This window comes from Marinobacter xiaoshiensis (assembly GCF_031631795.1).
Classification (GTDB): domain Bacteria; phylum Pseudomonadota; class Gammaproteobacteria; order Pseudomonadales; family Oleiphilaceae; genus Marinobacter; species Marinobacter xiaoshiensis.
Map to the genome: position 1 here is coordinate 31,430 of NZ_JAVMBO010000016.1, position 20,091 is coordinate 51,520.

At 50.1% G+C, this 20,091-nt stretch carries 18 protein-coding genes and 2 pseudogenes; 10 read left to right on the forward strand and 10 right to left on the reverse strand.

The window, feature by feature from the left end; genetic code table 11:
* Positions 1-3 precede the first annotated feature (3 nt).
* On the reverse strand, positions 4-954 hold the full coding sequence (locus RKA07_RS11545) for a hypothetical protein (RefSeq protein WP_227715025.1): 951 nt from the start codon (positions 952-954) through the stop codon (positions 4-6).
* Between the two features lie 208 nt (positions 955-1,162).
* On the opposite strand from RKA07_RS11545, the gene RKA07_RS11550 reads away from it, so the two are divergent.
* Positions 1,163-1,717: a DUF4442 domain-containing protein gene (locus RKA07_RS11550; protein WP_200371830.1), complete on the forward strand. Its 555-nt coding sequence runs from the start codon at positions 1,163-1,165 to the stop codon at positions 1,715-1,717.
* 21 nt (positions 1,718-1,738) lie between these two features.
* Here the strand turns inward: RKA07_RS11550 and recQ are convergent, their stop codons facing one another.
* Positions 1,739-3,607, reverse strand: a complete 1,869-nt coding sequence (gene recQ, locus RKA07_RS11555; RefSeq protein WP_200371831.1) for a DNA helicase RecQ — start codon at positions 3,605-3,607, stop codon at positions 1,739-1,741.
* Between the two features lie 188 nt (positions 3,608-3,795).
* On the opposite strand from recQ, the gene RKA07_RS11560 reads away from it, so the two are divergent.
* Together RKA07_RS11560 and RKA07_RS11565 are read left to right on the forward strand one after the other, a co-directional pair.
* Positions 3,796-4,989 carry a 1-acyl-sn-glycerol-3-phosphate acyltransferase gene (locus tag RKA07_RS11560; RefSeq protein ID WP_200371832.1) on the forward strand — a complete coding sequence of 398 codons (1,194 nt, stop codon included), beginning with the start codon at positions 3,796-3,798 and terminating at the stop codon, positions 4,987-4,989.
* A 39-nt stretch (positions 4,990-5,028) separates the two neighbouring features.
* The gene (locus tag RKA07_RS11565) at positions 5,029-5,688 is read left to right on the forward strand and encodes an alpha/beta hydrolase (protein ID WP_200205239.1); all 660 of its coding nucleotides are present in this window, start codon (positions 5,029-5,031) and stop codon (positions 5,686-5,688) included.
* A gap of 43 nt (positions 5,689-5,731) precedes the next feature.
* On the opposite strand, the gene RKA07_RS11570 is transcribed toward RKA07_RS11565, so the two are convergent.
* Positions 5,732-7,144 carry a TrkH family potassium uptake protein gene (locus RKA07_RS11570; protein ID WP_200205240.1) on the reverse strand — a complete coding sequence of 471 codons (1,413 nt, stop codon included), beginning with the start codon at positions 7,142-7,144 and terminating at the stop codon, positions 5,732-5,734.
* A 241-nt stretch (positions 7,145-7,385) separates the two neighbouring features.
* Between RKA07_RS11570 and RKA07_RS11575 the strand changes: the two genes are divergently transcribed.
* Positions 7,386-7,961, forward strand: a complete 576-nt coding sequence (locus RKA07_RS11575) for an acyl carrier protein phosphodiesterase (RefSeq protein WP_200371833.1) — start codon at positions 7,386-7,388, stop codon at positions 7,959-7,961.
* Entirely contained in the window at positions 7,958-8,581 is a 624-nt protein-coding gene (locus RKA07_RS11580; RefSeq protein WP_200371834.1) for an ATP-dependent zinc protease family protein, read from the forward strand. Before RKA07_RS11575 ends, RKA07_RS11580 begins: the two co-directional genes overlap by 4 nt.
* A 101-nt stretch (positions 8,582-8,682) precedes the next feature.
* Here the strand turns inward: RKA07_RS11580 and RKA07_RS11585 are convergent.
* Both RKA07_RS11585 and RKA07_RS11590 read right to left on the reverse strand, forming a co-directional pair.
* Positions 8,683-8,910 (reverse strand): annotated as a pseudogene (locus RKA07_RS11585) (transposase); the annotation flags it as partial.
* Positions 8,904-9,251 (reverse strand): annotated as a pseudogene (locus tag RKA07_RS11590) (carboxylate--amine ligase); the annotation flags it as partial. The pseudogenes RKA07_RS11585 and RKA07_RS11590, both read right to left, overlap by 7 nt.
* A gap of 464 nt (positions 9,252-9,715) precedes the next feature.
* On the opposite strand from RKA07_RS11590, the gene RKA07_RS11595 reads away from it, so the two are divergent.
* The 3 genes from RKA07_RS11595 to RKA07_RS11605 all read left to right on the forward strand — a co-directional run bounded on the left by RKA07_RS11595 (position 9,716) and on the right by RKA07_RS11605 (position 12,868).
* On the forward strand, positions 9,716-11,176 hold the full coding sequence (locus tag RKA07_RS11595; protein ID WP_200371836.1) for a malate:quinone oxidoreductase: 1,461 nt from the start codon (positions 9,716-9,718) through the stop codon (positions 11,174-11,176).
* 65 nt (positions 11,177-11,241) lie between these two features.
* The gene (locus RKA07_RS11600; RefSeq protein WP_200371837.1) at positions 11,242-12,168 is read left to right on the forward strand and encodes a pirin family protein; all 927 of its coding nucleotides are present in this window, start codon (positions 11,242-11,244) and stop codon (positions 12,166-12,168) included.
* Between the two features lie 163 nt (positions 12,169-12,331).
* Positions 12,332-12,868: a porin family protein gene (locus RKA07_RS11605; protein ID WP_200371838.1), complete on the forward strand. Its 537-nt coding sequence runs from the start codon at positions 12,332-12,334 to the stop codon at positions 12,866-12,868.
* Between the two features lie 376 nt (positions 12,869-13,244).
* Here the strand turns inward: RKA07_RS11605 and RKA07_RS11610 are convergent, their stop codons facing one another.
* Genes RKA07_RS11610 through RKA07_RS11630 form a run of 5 tightly spaced genes read right to left on the reverse strand, consistent with a single transcriptional unit; the run spans position 13,245 to position 18,709 of the window.
* Positions 13,245-13,592 carry a hypothetical protein gene (locus RKA07_RS11610; protein WP_310966377.1) on the reverse strand — a complete coding sequence of 116 codons (348 nt, stop codon included), beginning with the start codon at positions 13,590-13,592 and terminating at the stop codon, positions 13,245-13,247.
* On the reverse strand, positions 13,593-15,212 hold the full coding sequence (locus tag RKA07_RS11615; protein ID WP_310966378.1) for a TniQ family protein: 1,620 nt from the start codon (positions 15,210-15,212) through the stop codon (positions 13,593-13,595).
* Positions 15,212-16,123 (reverse strand): TniB family NTP-binding protein, encoded by a 912-nt coding sequence (locus RKA07_RS11620; protein ID WP_310966379.1) that lies wholly within the window; start codon positions 16,121-16,123, stop codon positions 15,212-15,214. The genes RKA07_RS11615 and RKA07_RS11620 overlap by 1 nt, the downstream gene beginning before the upstream one ends.
* Positions 16,120-18,093 carry an integrase catalytic domain-containing protein gene (locus RKA07_RS11625; RefSeq protein ID WP_310966380.1) on the reverse strand — a complete coding sequence of 658 codons (1,974 nt, stop codon included), beginning with the start codon at positions 18,091-18,093 and terminating at the stop codon, positions 16,120-16,122. Before RKA07_RS11625 ends, RKA07_RS11620 begins: the two co-directional genes overlap by 4 nt.
* Positions 18,086-18,709 (reverse strand): hypothetical protein, encoded by a 624-nt coding sequence (locus RKA07_RS11630; RefSeq protein WP_310966381.1) that lies wholly within the window; start codon positions 18,707-18,709, stop codon positions 18,086-18,088. Before RKA07_RS11630 ends, RKA07_RS11625 begins: the two co-directional genes overlap by 8 nt.
* Before the next feature lie 251 nt (positions 18,710-18,960).
* Between RKA07_RS11630 and RKA07_RS11635 the strand changes: the two genes are divergently transcribed.
* Complete coding sequence (locus RKA07_RS11635) at positions 18,961-19,152, forward strand: hypothetical protein (protein ID WP_310966382.1); 192 nt, start codon at positions 18,961-18,963, stop codon at positions 19,150-19,152.
* A gap of 26 nt (positions 19,153-19,178) precedes the next feature.
* Positions 19,179-19,379 (forward strand): hypothetical protein, encoded by a 201-nt coding sequence (locus tag RKA07_RS11640; RefSeq protein WP_310966383.1) that lies wholly within the window; start codon positions 19,179-19,181, stop codon positions 19,377-19,379.
* Positions 19,380-20,091: the final 712 nt, after the last annotated feature.

The window sequence follows — 20,091 nt, forward strand, 5'->3', positions numbered from 1 at the left end:
GGCTTAATCGCGAAGTAGCTCAATCCGCCAGCGCAGGTTGTTCAGCGTATCGCGGCCAATGCTTCCTGACTCTTCACTCAGGAAGGGGTTGTCCAAAACGATGATGGTGCGTTTATCCAGGTTAAGATTAGCAACCGCCGCACCATAATACTGCTCAAGAAACACGCCAAAACTGCCGTCCCGAATGGCGCGCTCCATTCCGAGCTGCAAACGGTGCGCTGTTACCTGGTCTTCAGGGCCTACAAACAGGTAAGAGGGCATTGGATAGGCCAGCACCAGGTTGGGCTCTATCGTCATCTCGGGGTCATTTTCCATTTGCAGGTCGTTAATTACCTCACTGACACCCCTGGCAAAGCAATCGAAACGGTGTTTTCTTAACATTCCAAAGAGAATTTCGTAACGGGAATGGGTAATAACTGGAATCTCGTTGTTTCTGAGTATTGGAGTGTCTGGCCAGTGATCCCCTTGGCCAATTCGCACGCCCCTCTCACGAAGATCGTCTAGGGAGTGAATACCCTCAAACAGTGAGAGACTTTCTGGCATAACCACGCACACGCGAAAACCAAGCAACCCTCCGTCTACAGGAACCGGCACAGGGGTCAAAAACTGCTCCCGCTCCGCTGATGTGGCCACGTTTGCAATATCCACCATACGGGTTCCGCCTCGACCCAGCTCGCGCAGTGCTCGCCCTTGGCTAAGCTCCTGGCTCCGGATAATGCGGAACTCCCCATACTCGGGTGTTTTTTCCAATGCCAGAGTAACCAGTGCATAGATAGCAGGGCTATCGTAATTCCGGTACCAAAGGACATACTCTTGTACAGGGTTGTGTGCGGGGTTTGCATGAGCAAAGCAACTCGACACAAGCGCACAAAGGAGTGTGAGGGAGAGCCTGGTGGCAGCAAACAGTTTGGTGCCTGCTTGGTCACAGGTTAAACGGCGTTGGGCATATCGCACTATCCGAATCCTTGTGAAATGTTCCGAATCCGTTCCAGCTCGCATAGGCCAGCTGTTTTGACGTTATGACTAAGATTACGGGTAATCAAACTTTAGATCAGAATTCTCCGGAGAGCCGGCAAATCTCTCCAGAAATATGTAAAAGAGTGTTGCGATGTGTGTCCGGCATTGTAATCATCCGCCTCAATACAACTTACGGAGCACAATGATGGCCTTAATAGACAATATTATCGGGGCGACCGGTCAATGGATTTCAACCACAGACCCCAAGGCAACCCTGGCGCAACCCGTCGAGTGGCTGAAGAAAACCGGCGGCTACGCCGCCGTTAACCGCCTTATAGGCTTGTCGATTCCGTTCGCGCCCCGAAACCGGTTCAGCGTTGAAGAGGTTCGCCCGGGTTACGTGCGAGCGCGCATACAGCTCAAAGGTAACAAGAACCACTTTGGCAGCCTGTACGCAGGGGCTTACTTTCTTGTGGCGGAAATTCCGGGTGGGGTACTCACCTTGTTTGATCTTGGCCCCGCCTACACACCAATCCTGAAGGAAATGACGCTGCAATTTTTGCTGCCCGCCAATTCGGATGTGACTGTCGAGTTTGAATTGTCACCGGAAGAGGTTGCGGGCATTCTTGCAGACGCTGACGCTACTGGTCGGGCGAAATTCAGCCTCACCGGAGAACTGCGGGATATGGACGGCAATCACGTTGCTACATCCATTGCTCAGTACCGGGTTCGCAAGAAAGGCTTCAAGCCCGCGGCATAAGGAGAAGCCTGAGGTTGTTCCTCAGGCTGGATCCAGCTTGGCAATGGCGGCGAGGAATATCTCGCCGTATTTCTCCAGTTTTGCCGCACCCACACCGTTCACGCCGGCTAGCTCATCAAGCGTTTGAGGCTTGCGTTCCAGCATGTCGAAAAGAGTGGTGTCGTGGAAAATAACGTAAGGCGGCACGCCTTGTTTGTCCGCAAGCTCCTTGCGGCACGCCCTTAACGCCTCCCAGCCCACGTGATCTGTAACCTGATCTTTAACCGGGCTTCCTGTTCTTCCACCTGAAGAGCGGCCTGAAGACTTTTTAACGACGGGGTCTTTGCGCAATTCGACCTTGTGCTCGCCTTTCAGTAGTGGACGGCATTCTTCAGTGAGCTGCAACGCGCCATAGCCATCGGGATCAGTTCTCAAGTAACCGTTAGCCACCAGTTGACGGAACACCGATTTCCATTCGCTAGCCGAAAACTCCGCACCAATGCCATAGGTTGATACCTGATGGTGTCCCAATTGCAGCACGCGCTCATTTTCTGAACCCCGTAACACATCAATCAGGTGGGTAACACCAAAACGCTGACCCGTACGGAACACACAAGAGAGTGCTTTTTGCACCGCCACCGTGCCATCCCAGGTCTCAGGCGGGTTCAGGCAGGTGTCACAGTTACCGCAAGGCGCATCCAGTGCATCGCCAAAATAGTTCAGCAAAACTTGTCGGCGACATTTGGTTACTTCACACAGCCCGAGCATAGCGTCCAGCTTTTGCCGTTCAATACGCTTGAAATGATCATTGCCCTGGGAAGCTTCCAGCATCTGCCGGAGTTTAATCACGTCCTGAAGTCCGTACACCATCCAGGCGGTAGAAGGCTTGCCATCACGGCCCGCACGGCCGGTTTCCTGGTAATAGGCTTCCAGGCTTTTGGGTAAGTCGAGGTGTGCTACAAAGCGCACATCCGGTTTATCAATGCCCATGCCGAAGGCGATGGTGGCCACAATAATCACACCATCTTCCCGGAGGAAACGCTCCTGATTACGTGCCCGATCGTTGGCCGGAAGCCCCGCATGGTAGGGCAGTGCGGTGTAACCTTTCTGGGCTAGCATCTTCGCAGTGGCATCCACTTTGTTGCGGGATAAGCAATAAACTATGCCACAGTCGGCTTCATGTTCTGCTTTAATAAAATCAAGCAACTGCTTGTTTGCGTTAATCTTAGGCGCTATTCGATACTGAATATTAGGGCGATCAAAACCGCTAATGAAGTGCCGCGCCTCGGTGAGGGACAGGCGCTCCGCGATCTCTTTGCGGGTGCGCTCATCGGCCGTGGCCGTTAACGCAATCCTGGGGATGTTTGGGAATTCGTTAGCGAGCACCGCCAACTGCAGATAATCAGAACGGAAGTCATGCCCCCATTGGGAAACGCAGTGGGCCTCGTCGATAGCAAATAACGAAATGGACGCATCGTGCAGTAGTTGCAGAGTACGGGGCTGTATGAGCCTCTCAGGTGCACAATAAAGAAGATCAAGCTCACCGGTGCCAAGTGCGTACTCGGTAGCGCGCGCCTGCTCGAAATCCATTGTGGAATTGAGAAAGGCCGCTTTCACTCCCAGTTCACGCAGTGCAGCAACCTGATCTTGCATCAAGGCGATCAGTGGCGAGATAACTATCGCCGTACCGGAGCGAACAAGCGCAGGCACCTGATAACAAAGAGATTTACCGCCGCCGGTGGGCATAAGCACCAAGGCATCGCCACCAGACACCACCTCATGGATGATATCTCCTTGCAGAGGGCGGAAGGATTCGTACCCGAACACTTCGTGCAATACCTGTTCGGGGCTTCTGCCAGAAGTTGTGGGCCTCTCGGCAGAAAGCTGTTCAAAGTCCTGGTCGGGATACATAGAATAACCGGTCAATCGCGAGGCTGGAGTGAAATCAGGTAGCGGATCATACCAGATTCACCGCAAGGAATGGCCGGACAAGCCGTGTTTTTGGGAAGCAAACCCACGGGAAAACCGATACAATATCGCGGTTTTAAGCCTAGGTTTAACAGCTCAAGATAATCGATACACACAACAACAGGGCAGCCATGCAGGAATTTGACGCCATCCGTCCCTATTCGGACGAAGAAACCGGCCCGGCGATTCAACGGTTGGTTAACGACCATGAGTTTTTGGATATGGTCGGGCGCTTCAAGTCGCCCTTACTTGCACGCTGGGCCCCGGCACCTTTGCGATTTTTTACGCGACGCTGGCTTTCCAGCCGATTTGGACACTTCACAAAGGTAGATGATCTGCAGGCTGGGCTTTCTGGCTATATCGGTGAACTGATTGAAAGCACAACGGCCCGTGTAACCACCAGCGGCCTGGAGAATTTGAGCAAGCAGGGCGCCTATCTTTTCATATCCAACCACAGGGATATTGTTTTTGATCCCATGGTGGTGAACTACCTGTTGTTCCATAACGACTTGCGTACCACTCGGATCGCCATTGGTGACAACCTGCTCGCAAACCGTGTATTTGCTGAGATGATGCGGCTTAACAAGAGCTTTATTGTGCGCCGTGACATGACCAGCCCGAGGGAAATGCGTGACGCATATATCACCCTCTCTGGATTTATCAACTACAGCGTTGCCAGTAACGAGAATATCTGGATTGCCCAGCGAGAAGGGCGCGCTAAAGACGGTCGTGATTTTACCGACCCGGCAATCATCAAGATGTTTTACATGAGTTGTAAAAAGAGCGGGTTGAGCTTTGCAGAAGCCATGAACAAGCTCCGCATTGTTCCGGTGTCCATATCCTACGAATACGATCCTTGCGACGCTGATAAAGCCCGCGAACTGGAAACAAAAGCCCGCAGTGGTAGCTACAAAAAAGCAGAAGGTGAAGATACCGAGCAAATCATGAAAGGGCTGACCCAGTTCAAGGGCCATGTGCACGTCCATTTTGGCGCCCCCATTCTCGATGCGCCCGAGAACGCCAAAGAACTTGCTGCAGTGATCGACACCGAGGTGCACGCAAATTATCGCCTGCACGCCTCTAACCTGATCGCCTACGAGATGCGCGGCCAGAATGCTGAGGGCGCTTACAGCCTGGATGTTGTTCGAGAGTCAGTGGTAACCGCCGAAAACTGGTCAGAAGCCGAGATTCAAACCGCGCGCGCGGAAATGGAAAGAAGACTCGAAGCTTGTGATCCGGCAATTCGACCCTATCTGTTGGATATGTATGCTAATCCGGTTCAAAGCGCACTGGATGCAAACGCCAGGTTAAACGCACCGGAATAATCCGGACAACAATCTCCCTTTCAGAAAACGAGGTACTGCGTGCAGGATCTTCAATATATCGAGCTGGAAACCCGAGCCAATCCCACCGCTGCTGTTATCTGGCTGCATGGCCTTGGCGCAAGCGGGCATGATTTCGAACCGGTAGTGCCAGAGTTGGGTTTGCCAGACGATGCAGCGGTACGTTTTATCTTCCCCCACGCGCCCAATCTGCCGGTCACCATCAATGGCGGAATGTCCATGCCAGCCTGGTATGACATCAAAGCGATGGATATTGACCGAATTGTAGATACCGACCAATTGATGGCATCGGCCCGCGCCGTGGGCAAGTTGGTTGATCGGGAAATTGAACGCGGTATTCCTTCCGAGAACATCGTTATTGCAGGGTTTTCACAGGGTGGGGCGGTTGCTTATGAGCTTGGCCTGACATACCCGAAACGTCTGGCAGGCATTCTGGCACTTTCCACCTACTTCGCCACAGCGAAAACGGTAAAGCCTTCCAAAGCAAACGCCGGTATTCCAATCAATATTTATCACGGAACCTTTGACCCAATGGTTCAGGAATCGCTTGGTGTGCGTAGTGTGGAGGCACTCAAGGAAATGGGCTACGAGCCGGCGTACATGACCTTCCCTATGGAGCACAGTGTGTGCCTTGAGGAAATTCAGGAGATCGGGCGCTTCATTCACAAGCACGCCCTCTAAAAACCATTAAAACGTGCCGGCATTCAGGTTCAGAGATAAAAGGTTAGCTGCGCCAGAATGCCGGTGAGAGCACAATCACCACACTAAGAATTTCCAATCGTCCCATTAACATGCCAACCGCCAGAATCCATTTGGCGGCATCCGGTAATGGGCCAAAGTTCCCCGCAGGACCGATGATGTCCCCCAACCCAGGGCCTACGTTGGTGAGTGCCGTCAATGCACCTGACAACGACGTGATAAAGTCGAGCTGCATGGCTGCCAGAGATACTGTGATCAAAAGCAGGCACAACAGAAAGATAAACGTATAGGCGATCATAGACGCGATAATGTCATCACTGACGGCCCGCCCATTGTAGTTACGGGAGAGTACCGCCCGTGGGTGCAGCAAACGGATTAACTGCTCACGAAGCACAATCAGAGAAAGCTGAAAGCGGAAAATTTTCATGCCGCCTGACGTTGAGCCGGAACAGCCGCCAATAAACATCAGGAAGAAAAACAATACGAACGCCAGTGGCCCCCAGGCGGAATAGTCTTCAGAGGCATAACCGGTTGTCGTCACCACCGAGGTCACGTTAAACAAGGTTGCTATGTAATTATGAACCGGGTCAAAAGGCACCGGTGAAACCGCCCACCTGTATAGGGTGAGAAGCGCCGGCACAACCAGTAATATGGTGAGAAACAATCTCACCTGTTGGTCTTTGAATAACACTCCGCGCTGACCATGCATCTCTCTGACAAAAAGAAAGAATGGCAGGCTGCCAATCATCATGAAAAACGAGGCTTCCACAAGGATCAGATCGTTGAACTTACCCATGCTCATATCCGACGTGGAGAACCCCCCGGTCGCAATACTGGTTAAGCCATGGTTAAACGCGTCGAACAGTGACATTCCGGATAGCCAGTATGTAACAACTGCGATTGTTGAGAACACGAGGTAAACAAAGAGCAGCCCACGGCTCAGGGTTTTCATTCTTGGAAGCGCTTTGTCTGTCCATTCTGAAGACTCGGTGGCAAACAGGCGCATGCCGCCTACACGCAGGAATGGAAGCACGGCTACGAACATGCCGATTATCCCTATGCCGCCAATCCACTGCAGAATCGAGCGCCAGAGAAGCAGGTCTTTATCCATGGTGTCCAGGCCACTGAATACCGTAGCGCCTGTAGTTGTGATGCCTGAAGCACCTTCAAAAAACGCATCTGCAGCAGAAATGCCGTCATCGCTAAGGTAGAAGGGAAGTGCAGAGAGCAGGGCGATAATGAACCAGGACGACACGGTAAGCACGAACATGTACCGTGGTTTCAGATCGCGGGGCTGTCGGTAAGTAGTGGCAATGCCGAACAGCCCTATGCCGAAAACGATGGCCGCGGACTCTACAAACGACGCTGCATTCGGCGCATCCGAGCCCAGCATCAAAAACACAGGCAGCGTCATGAATATGCTTAGCAGCACAAACATGAGACTTACAATAAAAATAACAGGGTAGAGGTTTCTCAATGGATGCCCGAGCTAGCTGAACCGAGAGAGGGCGTCAGAATACCTCCGGGGGCGCTCAACCGCAAGAAAACTCACGGTTTGCAGCAGGATTACCCAAGTATTAAAACACCGTCAGCAAAGGGCTTTTTAGCATTCCTGGTGTGGAAATGCCGGGCAGTTTGTTGCAGTCTGAATAACACAGCTCTGGAACCGGGGAACAACATTGAACCACCTTGCGCATCTTTTTCTTGCCCCCGACTCGCCTGAAGCGCGGGTGGGTAGCATGCTTGGGGATTTCGCCCGCGGTGTCGACGTAGCAGCACTCCCATCTTCTGTAAGGTTAGGGGTTCGACATCACCTGGCGGTAGACAGCTTTACCGATAAACACCCCGACGTACTGGCCAGCAAGCGGCTTTTTTCTGCCCAGCGCCGCAGGTTTTCCGGGATCGCGCTGGATATCCTCTATGACCACTTTCTTTTACAGCATTGGAGCGAGTTCACTAATGCCGATCAGAACACCTTTATCAGTAACGTTTATGCAGAGCTGCAGAATAACGAAAACCTCATGTCACCGGATATGACCAAAACCGCCCGACATCTTGTTTCCCACGACTGGTTTGGCTCCTATCGGGATCTAGATAACATCGGTTACGCCCTGGACAGGGTGGCCGCACGCATACGCTTTCAAAATTCATTTGCCGGAATCATTGACGAAATACGGCCTTTGCATTCAGAGCTAGAGGATTATTTCTTATCTTTTTTCCCGGATTTACAATCATTTGCTGGAGGAATTGAATGAGGTTTCTGATCCCTTTAGGTCTTGCTACCGCGCTTATTGTTCCCGCCACAGCTTTCGCCGAGAAAGCAGACAAAAGCGTCGTACCTGTTCCCGAAACACTCGGCTTTGTGGAGTGGGTGGTGATGAACGATACCGGCCTGAGGCTAAAAGCCCGGCTGGATACAGGTGCAAAGACTTCCTCACTCCACGCGGTGAATGTGGAAGAGTTCAAGCAAGACGATCAGAAATGGGTGAGATTCCAGATTCCTCTGGCCGACCATAAAGATCACCCCATAACAGATGACAGCACGATAGATCACGAAGAGGTGATTCTTGAGCTGGAGCGACCTGTAGAGCGCACAGTGCTTATAAAGCGCAAAGGAGCTCCATCCCAACGACGTTATGTTGTGATGCTGGATTTTTGCATTGCAGGCACCAACCACAAAACCCAGTTCTCCCTCACCGACAGGGGAAATTTTTCTTACCCGGTTTTGCTTGGCCGCAGATTTATGAAGGATGACAATATCCTGATCGATTCTGCTGACAGCTTTATTGCCAAAAAAGACTGTGAGTACATGAATCTGGAGGAGCTTGCAGACAAGCAACAGGCGAACATTGTTAAGGCAGATGGAGCGAGTTAATTCTGCACATACCCACAGCAAACAGATGCCGTGGGTATGTGCGAGTGGAGCTAAGGATGCATGGGGAGCCTGTAAATAAATCTGTGTAACTGCCCACCCCATTACAGGTGGCCGTCCAGGCGGTCACCGAATTCGATAATAAAACGATTCAATGCCGGCTTCCAATCCCGGATCGGCATGGTCCATTTCTTCGAGGCCTGCTGGATCGCCAGGAAGGCCACTTTCAGTGCCGAGTCATCACTGGGGAACAGCTTGCGGCGCTTGGTCGCTTTGCGGATCACGCTGTTCAGCGATTCAATGGCATTGGTGGTGTAGATCACCTTCCGGACCACTCGACGGTTTCTTCAAATAGCGGTATTGCAACGTCTACGCCTTCCTCCTTTAGCCTTTGCGCAATCTCAAAGGATCGATCATTCAAACGGAGAAAATCCCAGGGGATGAAAGGTATCTTGTTTGCGGTACAAAAATCTGCGGCCCATTCCGGGGCAACCACGATATAGCGGCGATCAAACTTTTGCGCTGCCTTGATGGCGTTGACACTCCAACCGAGCAGGGCAATGTAACCTTTGTTGAGATCCTTCGGTGTCTCTGTTCCTTTTACAGAGTCCATCTCTGGATCAAGCCAGGCCTCTATCGCTGCGGGCATTTGTTTTTCTGATGCTATAGACATCTACTATCCTCCTTGCTGATTAACCCAGACAAGGCGCTAGCATTAAAAATGCACCGAGAAACTGAGCGATTTGGTCGTGCTCTGAATTCAATATAGCCCTATTAGTTGCAATTAGAAACGAAATGGGCGGAATAGTTCTCTTCCAGTAGTGCGTGGGAGTGCCTGGCTGGCCCCAACTCTTATTTCGCCACTACACCTTGTGTAGCTACGTTCGACGAGAAACCGAAGCAGTTTTCTCTAGATCGGCACATTTCACCGTCATCAAGGCATTATCACCGTTTGTCGAATTTGCATAACGCCAGTGTGTCTTTCACTATGATTCAATAGAAAGGGGAGAGCTGCCTATGGTTCCCGGGGCAGACGTTGAACGTGCAATAGAGCTTGGCCGTGCCAGTTGGGCAGTGGGTTATGAGTAAAGCTCGACTGACTGACATCAGAAACATTGAAATTGGCGGATCGACATCATGAACATAATTATCATTGGCGCAGGGATTATGGGTACCACCTTTGCCACCCTGGCAAAGGAGCTGGCGCCCAATCTCGACATAACCATTCTGGAAAGGCTCGACAGCGCTGGAGCTGGTAACTCGTGGGCATTCAACAACGCGGGAACCGGGCACGAGGCAAACTGCGAGCTAAACTATACGCCTGTGGATGGCGAAGTCCTTTCCGTTGAAAAAGCCTTGAAAATCCACGCCCAATTCAACGTAGCCAAGCAGTTTTGGGCTTATCTGGTTAAAAAGGGGGCCATCAATCAGCCTACAAGCTTTATCAATCAGACCAAGCACTGCACCCTTGTTTCCGAGTCAGCCATTGATGAATTGAAGTTGCGGTTCCAGGAAATGTCCGCGCACCACTTTTTTGAGCAGATGCGTTACTCCGATGACTTCGACGAAATTAAAAGCTGGATTCCCCTGACAATGGACGGCCGCCCTCGCCATGAAAAAATGGCGGCCACCGTTATTGAGACAGGCACGGACGTTAACTTTGGCTCTTTAACAGAACAAATGGCGGCCTATGCGGTGGCAAATCTGGGCGTTAAAGTCGAGTACGGCACTCATGTTACACGGGCTCACCGGAGCCCCACCGGGCGCTGGGTTATAAACGCCAGTAAAAACGGGCGAACTGTTCAATACCGGGCTGATGTGCTTTTTGTAGGCGCCGGCGGTGGCGCGTTCCCGTTACTGAAAAGAAGCCATTTACCCTCCCGGAATCGATATGCCGGCTTTCCTGTTGGCGGGAGATTTTTGCAGGCCGAAATCAGCGAAGAACAGGCGCAGAATTACAAGGCAAAAACCTACGGAAGAGCCAAGGTTGGGGCGCCTCCCATGTCTGTTCCGCACTTGGATTTACGGTCAGTAGATGGCAAATACTATTTGCTGTTTGGACCATTCGCCTCGTTCAAACCTGCGCTCGAGAAGGGTCGTGGATTTTTTGACTACCTTACCTCAATCCGGCTGCACGACATTCCCAGTTTGCTTAACGTCGCCATGCGACACTCCCACTTGGTCAGATACCTGATTTCAGAAACCTTTAAAGGTGAAAAAAGCCTGTTTGAAGAGTTGGAAGACTTTGCTCCCGGACTAAGCAAGAGATTTGATTGGAAGGCTATTGAGGCTGGCCAGCGGGTACAAATCATTAAAGATCGCGACTTGCAGATGGGCACTGAAATTCTGGTATCCAAGGATAAATCCTACGGTACATTACTGGGAGCCTCACCGGGCGCATCGGTTTCACCGGAGGTAATCTTGCGTTGCCTGGAACTGATGTTACCGTCTGTTTTTTCAGAAGAAGATGTGCAAGCAAAGAAAAAACGGATCTTTCCCGAGGATAATCTCGACGCTTTGATCGCTCAGCCTGATCGATACCGGGAGATTCGCGATGCAGTTAATAGCCAGCTGGGAATAACCCAGTCCGTGAGTTAGTAGAACCAAATGCACAGGTGAGGGCGGCCACACTTGGCAACTTTAATTTTTACAGGAGATTAGTAATGAGCAATCTTACGAAACGCCCGGACGAAGCTTTCGACCAGGAGTGTTCGGAACCTGCCGGGTGTAAGGAGGTTGAGCTATTGATTGAACCTCGCGACAGGGATTTGGGCGGTTTTTCAGTAAGACGCGTGCTCCCAACTATTCAGAAACGTATGGTTGGTCCCTGGATATTCTTTGATCATATGGGACCTGCGGAGTTTGCCGCCGGTGACGGCATCAACGTGCGACCACACCCCCATATCAACCTGGCCACCGTTACATACCTTTTTGAAGGTGAAATTCTGCACCGGGATTCACTGGGAAGTCTTCAGCCCATTCGCCCAGGCGACGTTAACCTAATGGTTGCAGGCAAAGGTATTACCCATTCTGAGCGAGAGCGGCCAGAAATTACGGCAACAACACATCGCCTGCACGGTCTCCAGCTATGGATGGCGCTGCCTGAAGCAGATGAAGAGATCGACCCGGCTTTTTATCATTATGCGAGTGCTGACATCCCTCGGGTTGATGTAAACGAGGTGCCCATTCGAGTCATTATGGGCAGCGCTTTCGGTAAAACGTCGCCAGTGAAAGTGTTTGCAGACACTCTTTACGTTGAAGCACATCTGAAGGCCGGGCAAAGCATCAAAGTGCCAGATGCAGACGAGCGTGCAGTTTACATCGCTGCAGGCGAACTGTGCGCCGGAGACACGACAATACCCGAGTTCGCCATGGCAGTGTTGTCCGATAAACCTGGGCTTGAGCTAACTGCAAAACGCGATGCCCGCATTGCGATTGTTGGCGGTGAGAACCTGGGCAAGCGTTACATGGAATGGAACTTTGTTTCCAGCCGTCGCGAACGCATTGAGCAAGCCAAGGCCCAGTGGAAAGCTCAGACGTTTCCAAAGGTGCCGGGTGATGAGGAAGAGTTTATTCCGTTACCGGAATAGTGTTGGGTATCGAGCGTCAGCAAGCAAAGAGAGGGCAGAAGGCAAGGTTAACGGAAGGTTAAAACGCCGTAAATTTGGATTTCATCTATGGCTATCACACATTTGATGGGTCAGATTATAGGGAGATGGAAAACAACGCTGTTTATTTTGAGGAGAAGTGCTGATGACTATTAGAAAAAACTTGCTGATCGCATCTATTGCTACCGCTGGTATCGCTACGGCAGGCACAGCATCGGCCGCAGATATGTACAAGTCTGGCGTTGGAGCGCTGTATGCAGGGCTGAACTACACCTTTATAAACATTGACGGGCGACTCGCTGACGCAGACGTTGGAACTCTGTCCGGCAAAGTTGGAGTAATGGCAAATGAATATATTGGCCTGGAAGCGCGCGCCGGCTTTGGTGTAGACGACGATAAAATTGCCGGAGTTGATGTAAAGCTCGACAACTTCTTTGGCGGCTACGCTACCTTCAATATGGTTAATGAAAGCCCGTTTACGCCATATGCAGTTCTCGGTTTCACTCGAGTTGAACTTGAGGTTGGTAACCGTTCAGACGATGAGTCAGATTTCTCTTACGGTGCCGGCGTAAACTTCGAGATGGCGCAGAATCTGTCCGGTAATCTCGAGTATATGCGCTACTACGATGACAGCGACGTTACCGTAGACGGTATAGGCCTGGGTGTTCAGTTCAATTTCTGAGCCAGCCTCGCAACAAAGCCCGTGCGCCCAAAAGCCACGGGCTTTTTTTTGTGGTGATTACGTTTTGGCTGGAAATTTTGGGTATCGTGGAATCAGGGACTTAGAAAGAGAATACAGATAGCGTAAATTTTTCCTTAAAGCTAAAGCGTAAGTTATTCGAAAAAATAAAGCTAAAACGTAAGTTTTTTTCCTTTAAAAATATTTAAAAACATGAATATAGGCGGTTCACTTAAAGTAATATAGCATTACCGCAGTGAATGGCAAATAGCTCTGAAAGACGTTGGTTTTGAAAGGACTGCTATCAGGATAGTGTCAATTCGGAATGGTTGCGAAGGGGAGAGGGAGTGCCGCTACAGATCGCAGCGGTTGGCGGGTGTCACTTGAGAGCAGCGTTCCAATTATCGATTAGATCGTCGTAATCCGGATCTTTGTCACACGAGCCGATCTCGTCAAAATTTACGTAGAACCCACCCCGATCAAAACCGACGTCAGTGATGACCAAGGTTTGACCGAATTTGTGGGCACGCCGGTTAAGCTGTTCGAAAAGAAGGTGTCGCGAATCGACAGCCAGATCTTCTGGATAGAGAAAAATGAGATAGGGGAATCGTGACGATGGCGGCGGTAGAGATGCGGCATATTCATCAAGCAACCGTCGAAGACCTCTTCTGGCCTTAAAAGCTGACATTGAGGAAACACCGCTTTTCTGCTTGTCATCGTCCGTCATTTACGCCGCCTCGCTCACTGGCAGTTTGTCCCGTTTAACAATACCCACAAAATGCCCACCTGGCAGTTCTGTCAAAAGCACATCGGCCTTTGAAGGACTGAGTCGTTTCCATATTTCTGAAGTTGGGATTCCTTGGATGAATGATTCCCGTCTGGCAATGCGGTAACTACTCAAGAATTCTTTGATAGTGCTGAATTCGTAGCGAACACCAGGACCGTACCACCGCTCACTTGGCAGCATTCCCTCTTTGCCGAGAAAATCGAGTACATTTTCCGGCACCGCAAGCATTTTCATTACGGTCAAGCGGTCCAACTCTTCATCAGCGGCTCGTCTCATGAACGAGGACTCGCAGTGCTCAATGAGTGTCTCCCTTTCGATCCTAATTCGTGCCAAACACCCTGGAGCATTGGTCAATGAGAAAGATAAGCTTCCCGAATGTAGCCATTCGATGCAGTCCACCAGGTCGAATCCGTACCTCTGTACTATGCCATCCGCTTCATCGATAGTAAGCCTACTGATTTTTTCCGCCGGTTCGGGAGATACCTTTCCAAAGAGATGCGAAATATCATCGGATACCTCTCTTAAGTTGAAAACGCGGTCCCGAAGAATCTGTGATGTTGATAGACACCGAATGACGTTCCTGGAGACTAGTTGGTTAACTTGAGAAATGGACAGTCCTAATACTGCCGCTACAGTATCGGACTCACAGATATCCTCGGCTTGCACCGATATAAAGTGCTTTTGATGTTTTTTCGGTATCACCAATTCAGGAACGTCGGGTAAGACCGGTTTATCCTCGCCGAAGGACACATGTGCCGCTGCAATTGGGCTCGCCAAGTTCTTTATTCGTAAGGCATGCGTCTCAGCTAAACCGTTATCAAAATGGCCCTCTGGTCGAAGGGAGTGATACCTCCTGGACAGCGCTTCGTTCCACTCTGGATCACAAACCAAACGGTAAGCGCTTTGCATAAGCTGAGAATGTAGCTTTGGATCGTAAGGAACCTGGGCTCTAGGCCAGACACTGTGCCCTTTACTGAACGCAGAATGGAGGTAGCCCCGATACAGCCTGTCTAGATCAGAGACCGACTGTTGCGCCTTCAGGTAGTCTTGCCATTGCTGAGGGTTTGGGCCCCTTGATCCCCAAATGTATCCACAGCTTTTACAGCCACTGAGGATATTCTCGTCCCACTTGAACGAGCACTGGCACTCAGGACAAGAATCCAGGATTGGACTGACGTGCAGGTCGCAAACAATCCGGTGAGCGATCTGCCATTCAAAGCGATGGTAGTGGCTTTCTGAAAGACAATGCTCGCAGATTCTCGGTGAGCCAATAGTGATGTCCGTTATGATCCGTCGCGAATCCTCACACTGATATTTCTGCCTTAGATGAACAAAATGCTCGCTAAGGGATGAAGGATTACAGCCATAAATGCTCTCAAGCGAATCCAGCCATTTATCCATTGAAACGGACTTATCCGGCAAGAAACGAGGTAGTGAATCACCGAAGACTTGGCGAGAGAAAGCGTCCGGGCTTCTGAAGCCATAGATTGTGGCTAATCTCACACTGAATCCCGGTAGACTCTCATCCGGACTGGGTAGTGGTCGATATGGAAGCTGCATCACAACCTCCCCGCAATTTCTTTCACTTTTGCAATCGGCAAAAGAAACGGATTTTGGGAAAGAAAAGCGCCTGCCGTGGTGTCGCCTGACCCGACAAATGCCCTTTGGTGCGCTTGAGCCAGGTGATCGAGGGTGATTACCTCGTCATCCTTCTGAAAGTCGATCAACTCATCAAGTAGATTGGCGATAAACCCGGGTACCCCGAGGGTTGCGCAGTACAGCCGAAGGAGATTGTTTTCCTCGGTCAAATGCTTGCAGTGAAAGGGGAGCGCCTGTTGCAAGAGATCAATGTAATCTCGAAAAACCAAGTAATCTTCACGAGACCGAATTGAAAACGCCCGGAGGTGATAGGCTCCTTTAAAACGACGACGCATCTGGTTACCGCCCAACTCGAGCGTCGACTGAACTTGATCCGTGCCGACAAGTATCCAGGGCACGCCGGTCTCATTCATAGCCCTTTTAATGAAGCGCACAATTTGCGGGAATTCTTTTGTTTTCTGAGGCAACACCTCCTGGAATTCATCAAAAAAAACCAGTTCCACACCAAGTTCTTTGAATGCCTTCTTCATGAGAGCAAACAGCTTGGGCATCGTTGCGGTTGAGGGGTAGGGCCAATTCAGGGCATGTAAGACCTCTTGTACAATCATCTTGTCGGTCTGGCCGCTGTGAGTCTCAATTTTCACAACTGGAATGCGTGTGCGATCCCTTTCTTCAACCCTTGGGTTTTCCATGAGGTACTCATCGATTAGCGTGGTTTTCCCCACACCGGAATCACCGTAAACAATCGTTCCTTTCGCCCTCGGCCCCCGATTTGCGTGGATTCGCTTAATGGCATCCAGGGCTTGGCCAAAGGCCGGGTGTTCGATGATGGTATCCAGAAAAGCTTCTCGTTTCTCGTTAATGCGGCTCATGAGTTACGCCTCCTGACCGTCATTTTTCGGTCGTTGGGCGCTTCCGGCAGAGTTGCTCGCTCCGGGTCTGATTCGGTTGCACCGATGAGAGGTTCTGGAATAGCCACTGAGACAGATTTCGTCAGATCTGAGTTCTTCTCCCCCTGAGAAAAGTAACCCTCCAGCTGCTGGTCCGTAATCAACTGTGCTTCAGTTGCTTCAGGCTGTTTGCGGCTTCGCTTAGAACCCTCGATTTGTCGTACACGAGACTGGGAATTTTCGAATTCAGCTGAGTCCTTGAGTGTGTCTTTCTGTGTCCATTGCTGGACCACCTTCGACTGCGCCTTAAACTTCGTCAAGGTCATACCCTCGGGAAGATCCTTTGTGCAGGGGACGGATAAATACGTCCTCGATTTAGGGTCAAGAACCATGATTTGCGTCAGATCTTGCGATGACGAGCGCACCTCAACCTTGCATTTTTCACCGTATTTTTTGACTGACTCAAAATAGAGATTCTGTAGTGCAACAGAGTGGTAGCGAAGTTTGTTTTGATAGATACCCTTGTTCGGATCAAGTACACGTTTAGTCAGGGTGCCACCAAATGAGTTTGCAAAGCTCAAATCATCAACCATCTCAGGTTCGCCATATTTCTCAACGCCCTCCAGCCATTTTTCATGAGGCGTCATACCATTGAGCTTTGGTTGAGCCGCATGGTTATAGCCTTCGACCAAATAGGTAATCATCATTTTTTCGACTTCATGGGCCATGAAACCCCGTATGTCCTTGAGTTTATGGTCCAGTTTGAAGCCGGGAGATCGTTTAGGAACATAGCCCCTCAGTCGTTGTAGAAAATCTGCTCTTAGAACTTTGAAATAGCTTTCGATGTGGGGTTTTTTCCAGCCTTGTCGAGCCTCGGTTACCTCTCGGTGAATCTGGTAATGCCCAGCGAGGTTCGTGAACGACTCAGAGATGATCGCGGTGCCAGGATCACCGACAATGGTTGTCGGCTTTCCGCCTGGCCAGGGTTTGGTGAGATACGGAAAGTCATGATGCTTATCGTGCAATATTGACTTCAGGCATTCAGTCACTCCCTCGGCATTCTCTGATTTATTGAACCCGTATTGCATCGCAAAGCCAACGATCGCTTTGGAGTAAACGTCTATCGCAAGGTAAATAACCAACTGATTAGCAATCAATGTCAGATGCTCGTCCAGCAAGGCCATGGTCACATGGACAGCATCAATTTCTACTCGTTCAAGAGGGTGTCGCACCTCGTAGGTCCGCAGAGCAATTCGAGTTGCCTCGACAAGCGCAGAGTTTCCCTGCTGCTTTTTGATTTTGATTCGCGGGTCGGTTCGATGGAAATGGTCGTAAAAAGCCTGCTGACTTGGAATGCGATTCTTGGACTCAAGAGCTTTCGCTCGGCACCGAAATTCGCGGTAGGCTCTGGCAACTGTGCAGTGATTGCGAGTTAGTACCAGCTCATCAATAGTATTGGTCATCAACTCCAGATACTCAGGTGCGATCGAAGATTTCCTCCTCGACGTTCTGCCAGCGGGGAAAAAGACCAATATATCTTTGCCAGCTTGTGTCCACTTTCTAAACCACTTATACAGAGTGATCGGACGAGGCACTGGGTTTACGGCATCTCCGTGCTTTTTCACTACGTCTTTAATGACTGTTGCGGCGGTATTTGTACTGCCGGTGTTGTCGTAGTGGGTCATGGGCTCAAGATAGGCGAGCAAGCGCGCAGCTTCTTTTGCTTCTTTCGTCGTCAAAAAAGGCTTTCGAGCGATTTCTGAGTCTGGGCTGTCGACGTTAAAACGCATTCGCCCCTCTTGGTAAGCGATCTGAAGTACCTTTTTCGAAACTTCCTTCTGCGCGGCGTCCTCCGTAAATAGGATAAAAAAGTCTTCATTCTCGTTAGCGATAATGGCGTTCTTACCGTCCAAGACAATACGGCTACCCGGAGCAAACAATGACTTATGCATAGTCAGCCCCCCATACGGTTGTCCAAGGGCCAATTTGTTGGCGACTGTCGAAACCGAGCAGTCCTTGAGCGAGACCAGCATAGACTGTGTTTAAATCAAGCCTTACTCCATTGGAGCGGGCGAGAACACTTTGAACCGTGGTGGGTTCCCGAACCGATCCAAGCGCGGAATAGGCCGTGTCACAGAATGGGTATCCCAGGTATCGGTACAGGAACGCCAGGTTCCCTCGCCATTTACAGTTGTAGGGAGCCGTCGATAGGCGCAGTTTCAAAGGAACGCCAAGGACGTCATTAAATAGTTCGGTCAGAAATTGATGTTTGTTCTGGAAAAGTGGCGCGTTCGCACCCCTCCAGCTCTTAATTTCCTCAAACCAGAATCGTCCGTCAGTGCCCTCACAAAGAACGTCAGGGGTATAGCGTCGCTTACAGCCGTTTCTTCGGTAAGAGAATGTGTCCGGTTGGGTTTGGTAGCGACGGATAGTTGTATCAAATTCTAATTCGTATAAAGCACCGACTTCGGTTCTGCTCTCACAGAACATCTGTCCTCGGTTTTTCTTCGAGTAGAACTCGATGGCAGGTTTAATCCGGGAATACTTTTCGCGATTTTTTACAGGCATGTCTTAATCCTCAACTTGGGGAAAGACTAGCGCTACAAATTATCTGCGTCCATACTAGATTTTATATAAAAACCTTAAAAATCATATATTTAATTTTTATAATATTATGATTTTCGAAGTGTTCATCATGGTAAATACATGAATTCTAAATGTATAATTAATTATATATAAAATATTATATATCGCATTTTGTTATAAGAAGTTTTGATCAAATATGAAAATAATTGGTAGTAACACGAGGAAATTTGATCATGAAACCAAAAGTTCCAGTAGGACACCTTCGTCAAACGCAGATTTTTGATGGGCTTTGCTGCACAAGTCACGTTTTGGAAGAACTTAAGAGTCAAGTTTTTCTGGCCAGAAATGGGACTTATCGGGGCGAAGGTATGGAGAAACGTGTTGTTGCTCCTGCGAAAACTGTGTGGAAACCTTTGTTAAAATGAGAAAAAATGGACTCAGGAGACTAAATATGGCCATTGAATTCGTAAGCAAGTGGTTAAAACGGCGTCTCTCCCCAGAAGAAAGGGAAATCATCGAACTGCTCAACGACAATTCCATAGTGTCCATGAAGGTTGTGGGTCGAGGCACCTTGACGATGGATTTGGATGAAGCCCGAAGCGCCATGGTCAAAGACGCTTTTGGTGAAAAGTCAAAGGCGGAGTCACATTAATCATGCTTGCTCTTCTGCTGGTGTCTCTGGCTATTTTGCCTTGCAGCAGCATCTTTACCATTTCTACCTCCAATTCCCCTGCTGTTACAACGCTTTCATGGGTATGGTTTTGAACTAACACTTTGAAGCCAGGCATCAGTGAGTCCCATTTGGGTCCTCGGTTTCAGCAAGTAAGGCCAAGCCACGTTCGAGCAGTGCTGGGCTGAGCAAATAGCCAATCGTTTTTCCCCTCTTAGTAACAGCTACTGTGCGATCCTGAAAACAACGAGTAGGACTGCGACTTAAATCGCTAACCGTCACTGTTTGTTGAACTGGCAGGAGTTCTGGGGACTGTTGGTGGGCCATCGAATACTCACTCCTTTGAACACTTTTTAACTATTAGAAAGATTCTTGTTTCAGCTCATGGAAGCCTAAAAGACGATCGCAGACTATTCGTTGCGACGCATGGGGAGGGTATAGCATACAATTGAGGGTTTATCCTCGCGCCTTTCACAAGAGTCCTCCTGCGCGCGTATTCCAGCGAGCGTGAACACCGGTACTGGGAATGTGAACACCGATTCCGGAAAATCACCGAGAAGGGGTTCTACCCCTTTAGTGCGAACACTTTTAAAAAGAGGCACACTGTGCCATAGGGGGGTTCATGATCTGGCGCAGAAACGGAGTAGAACCCATCCTGGATCAGGTAGAGATTGTAGGGTCATGCGGTCGGTGG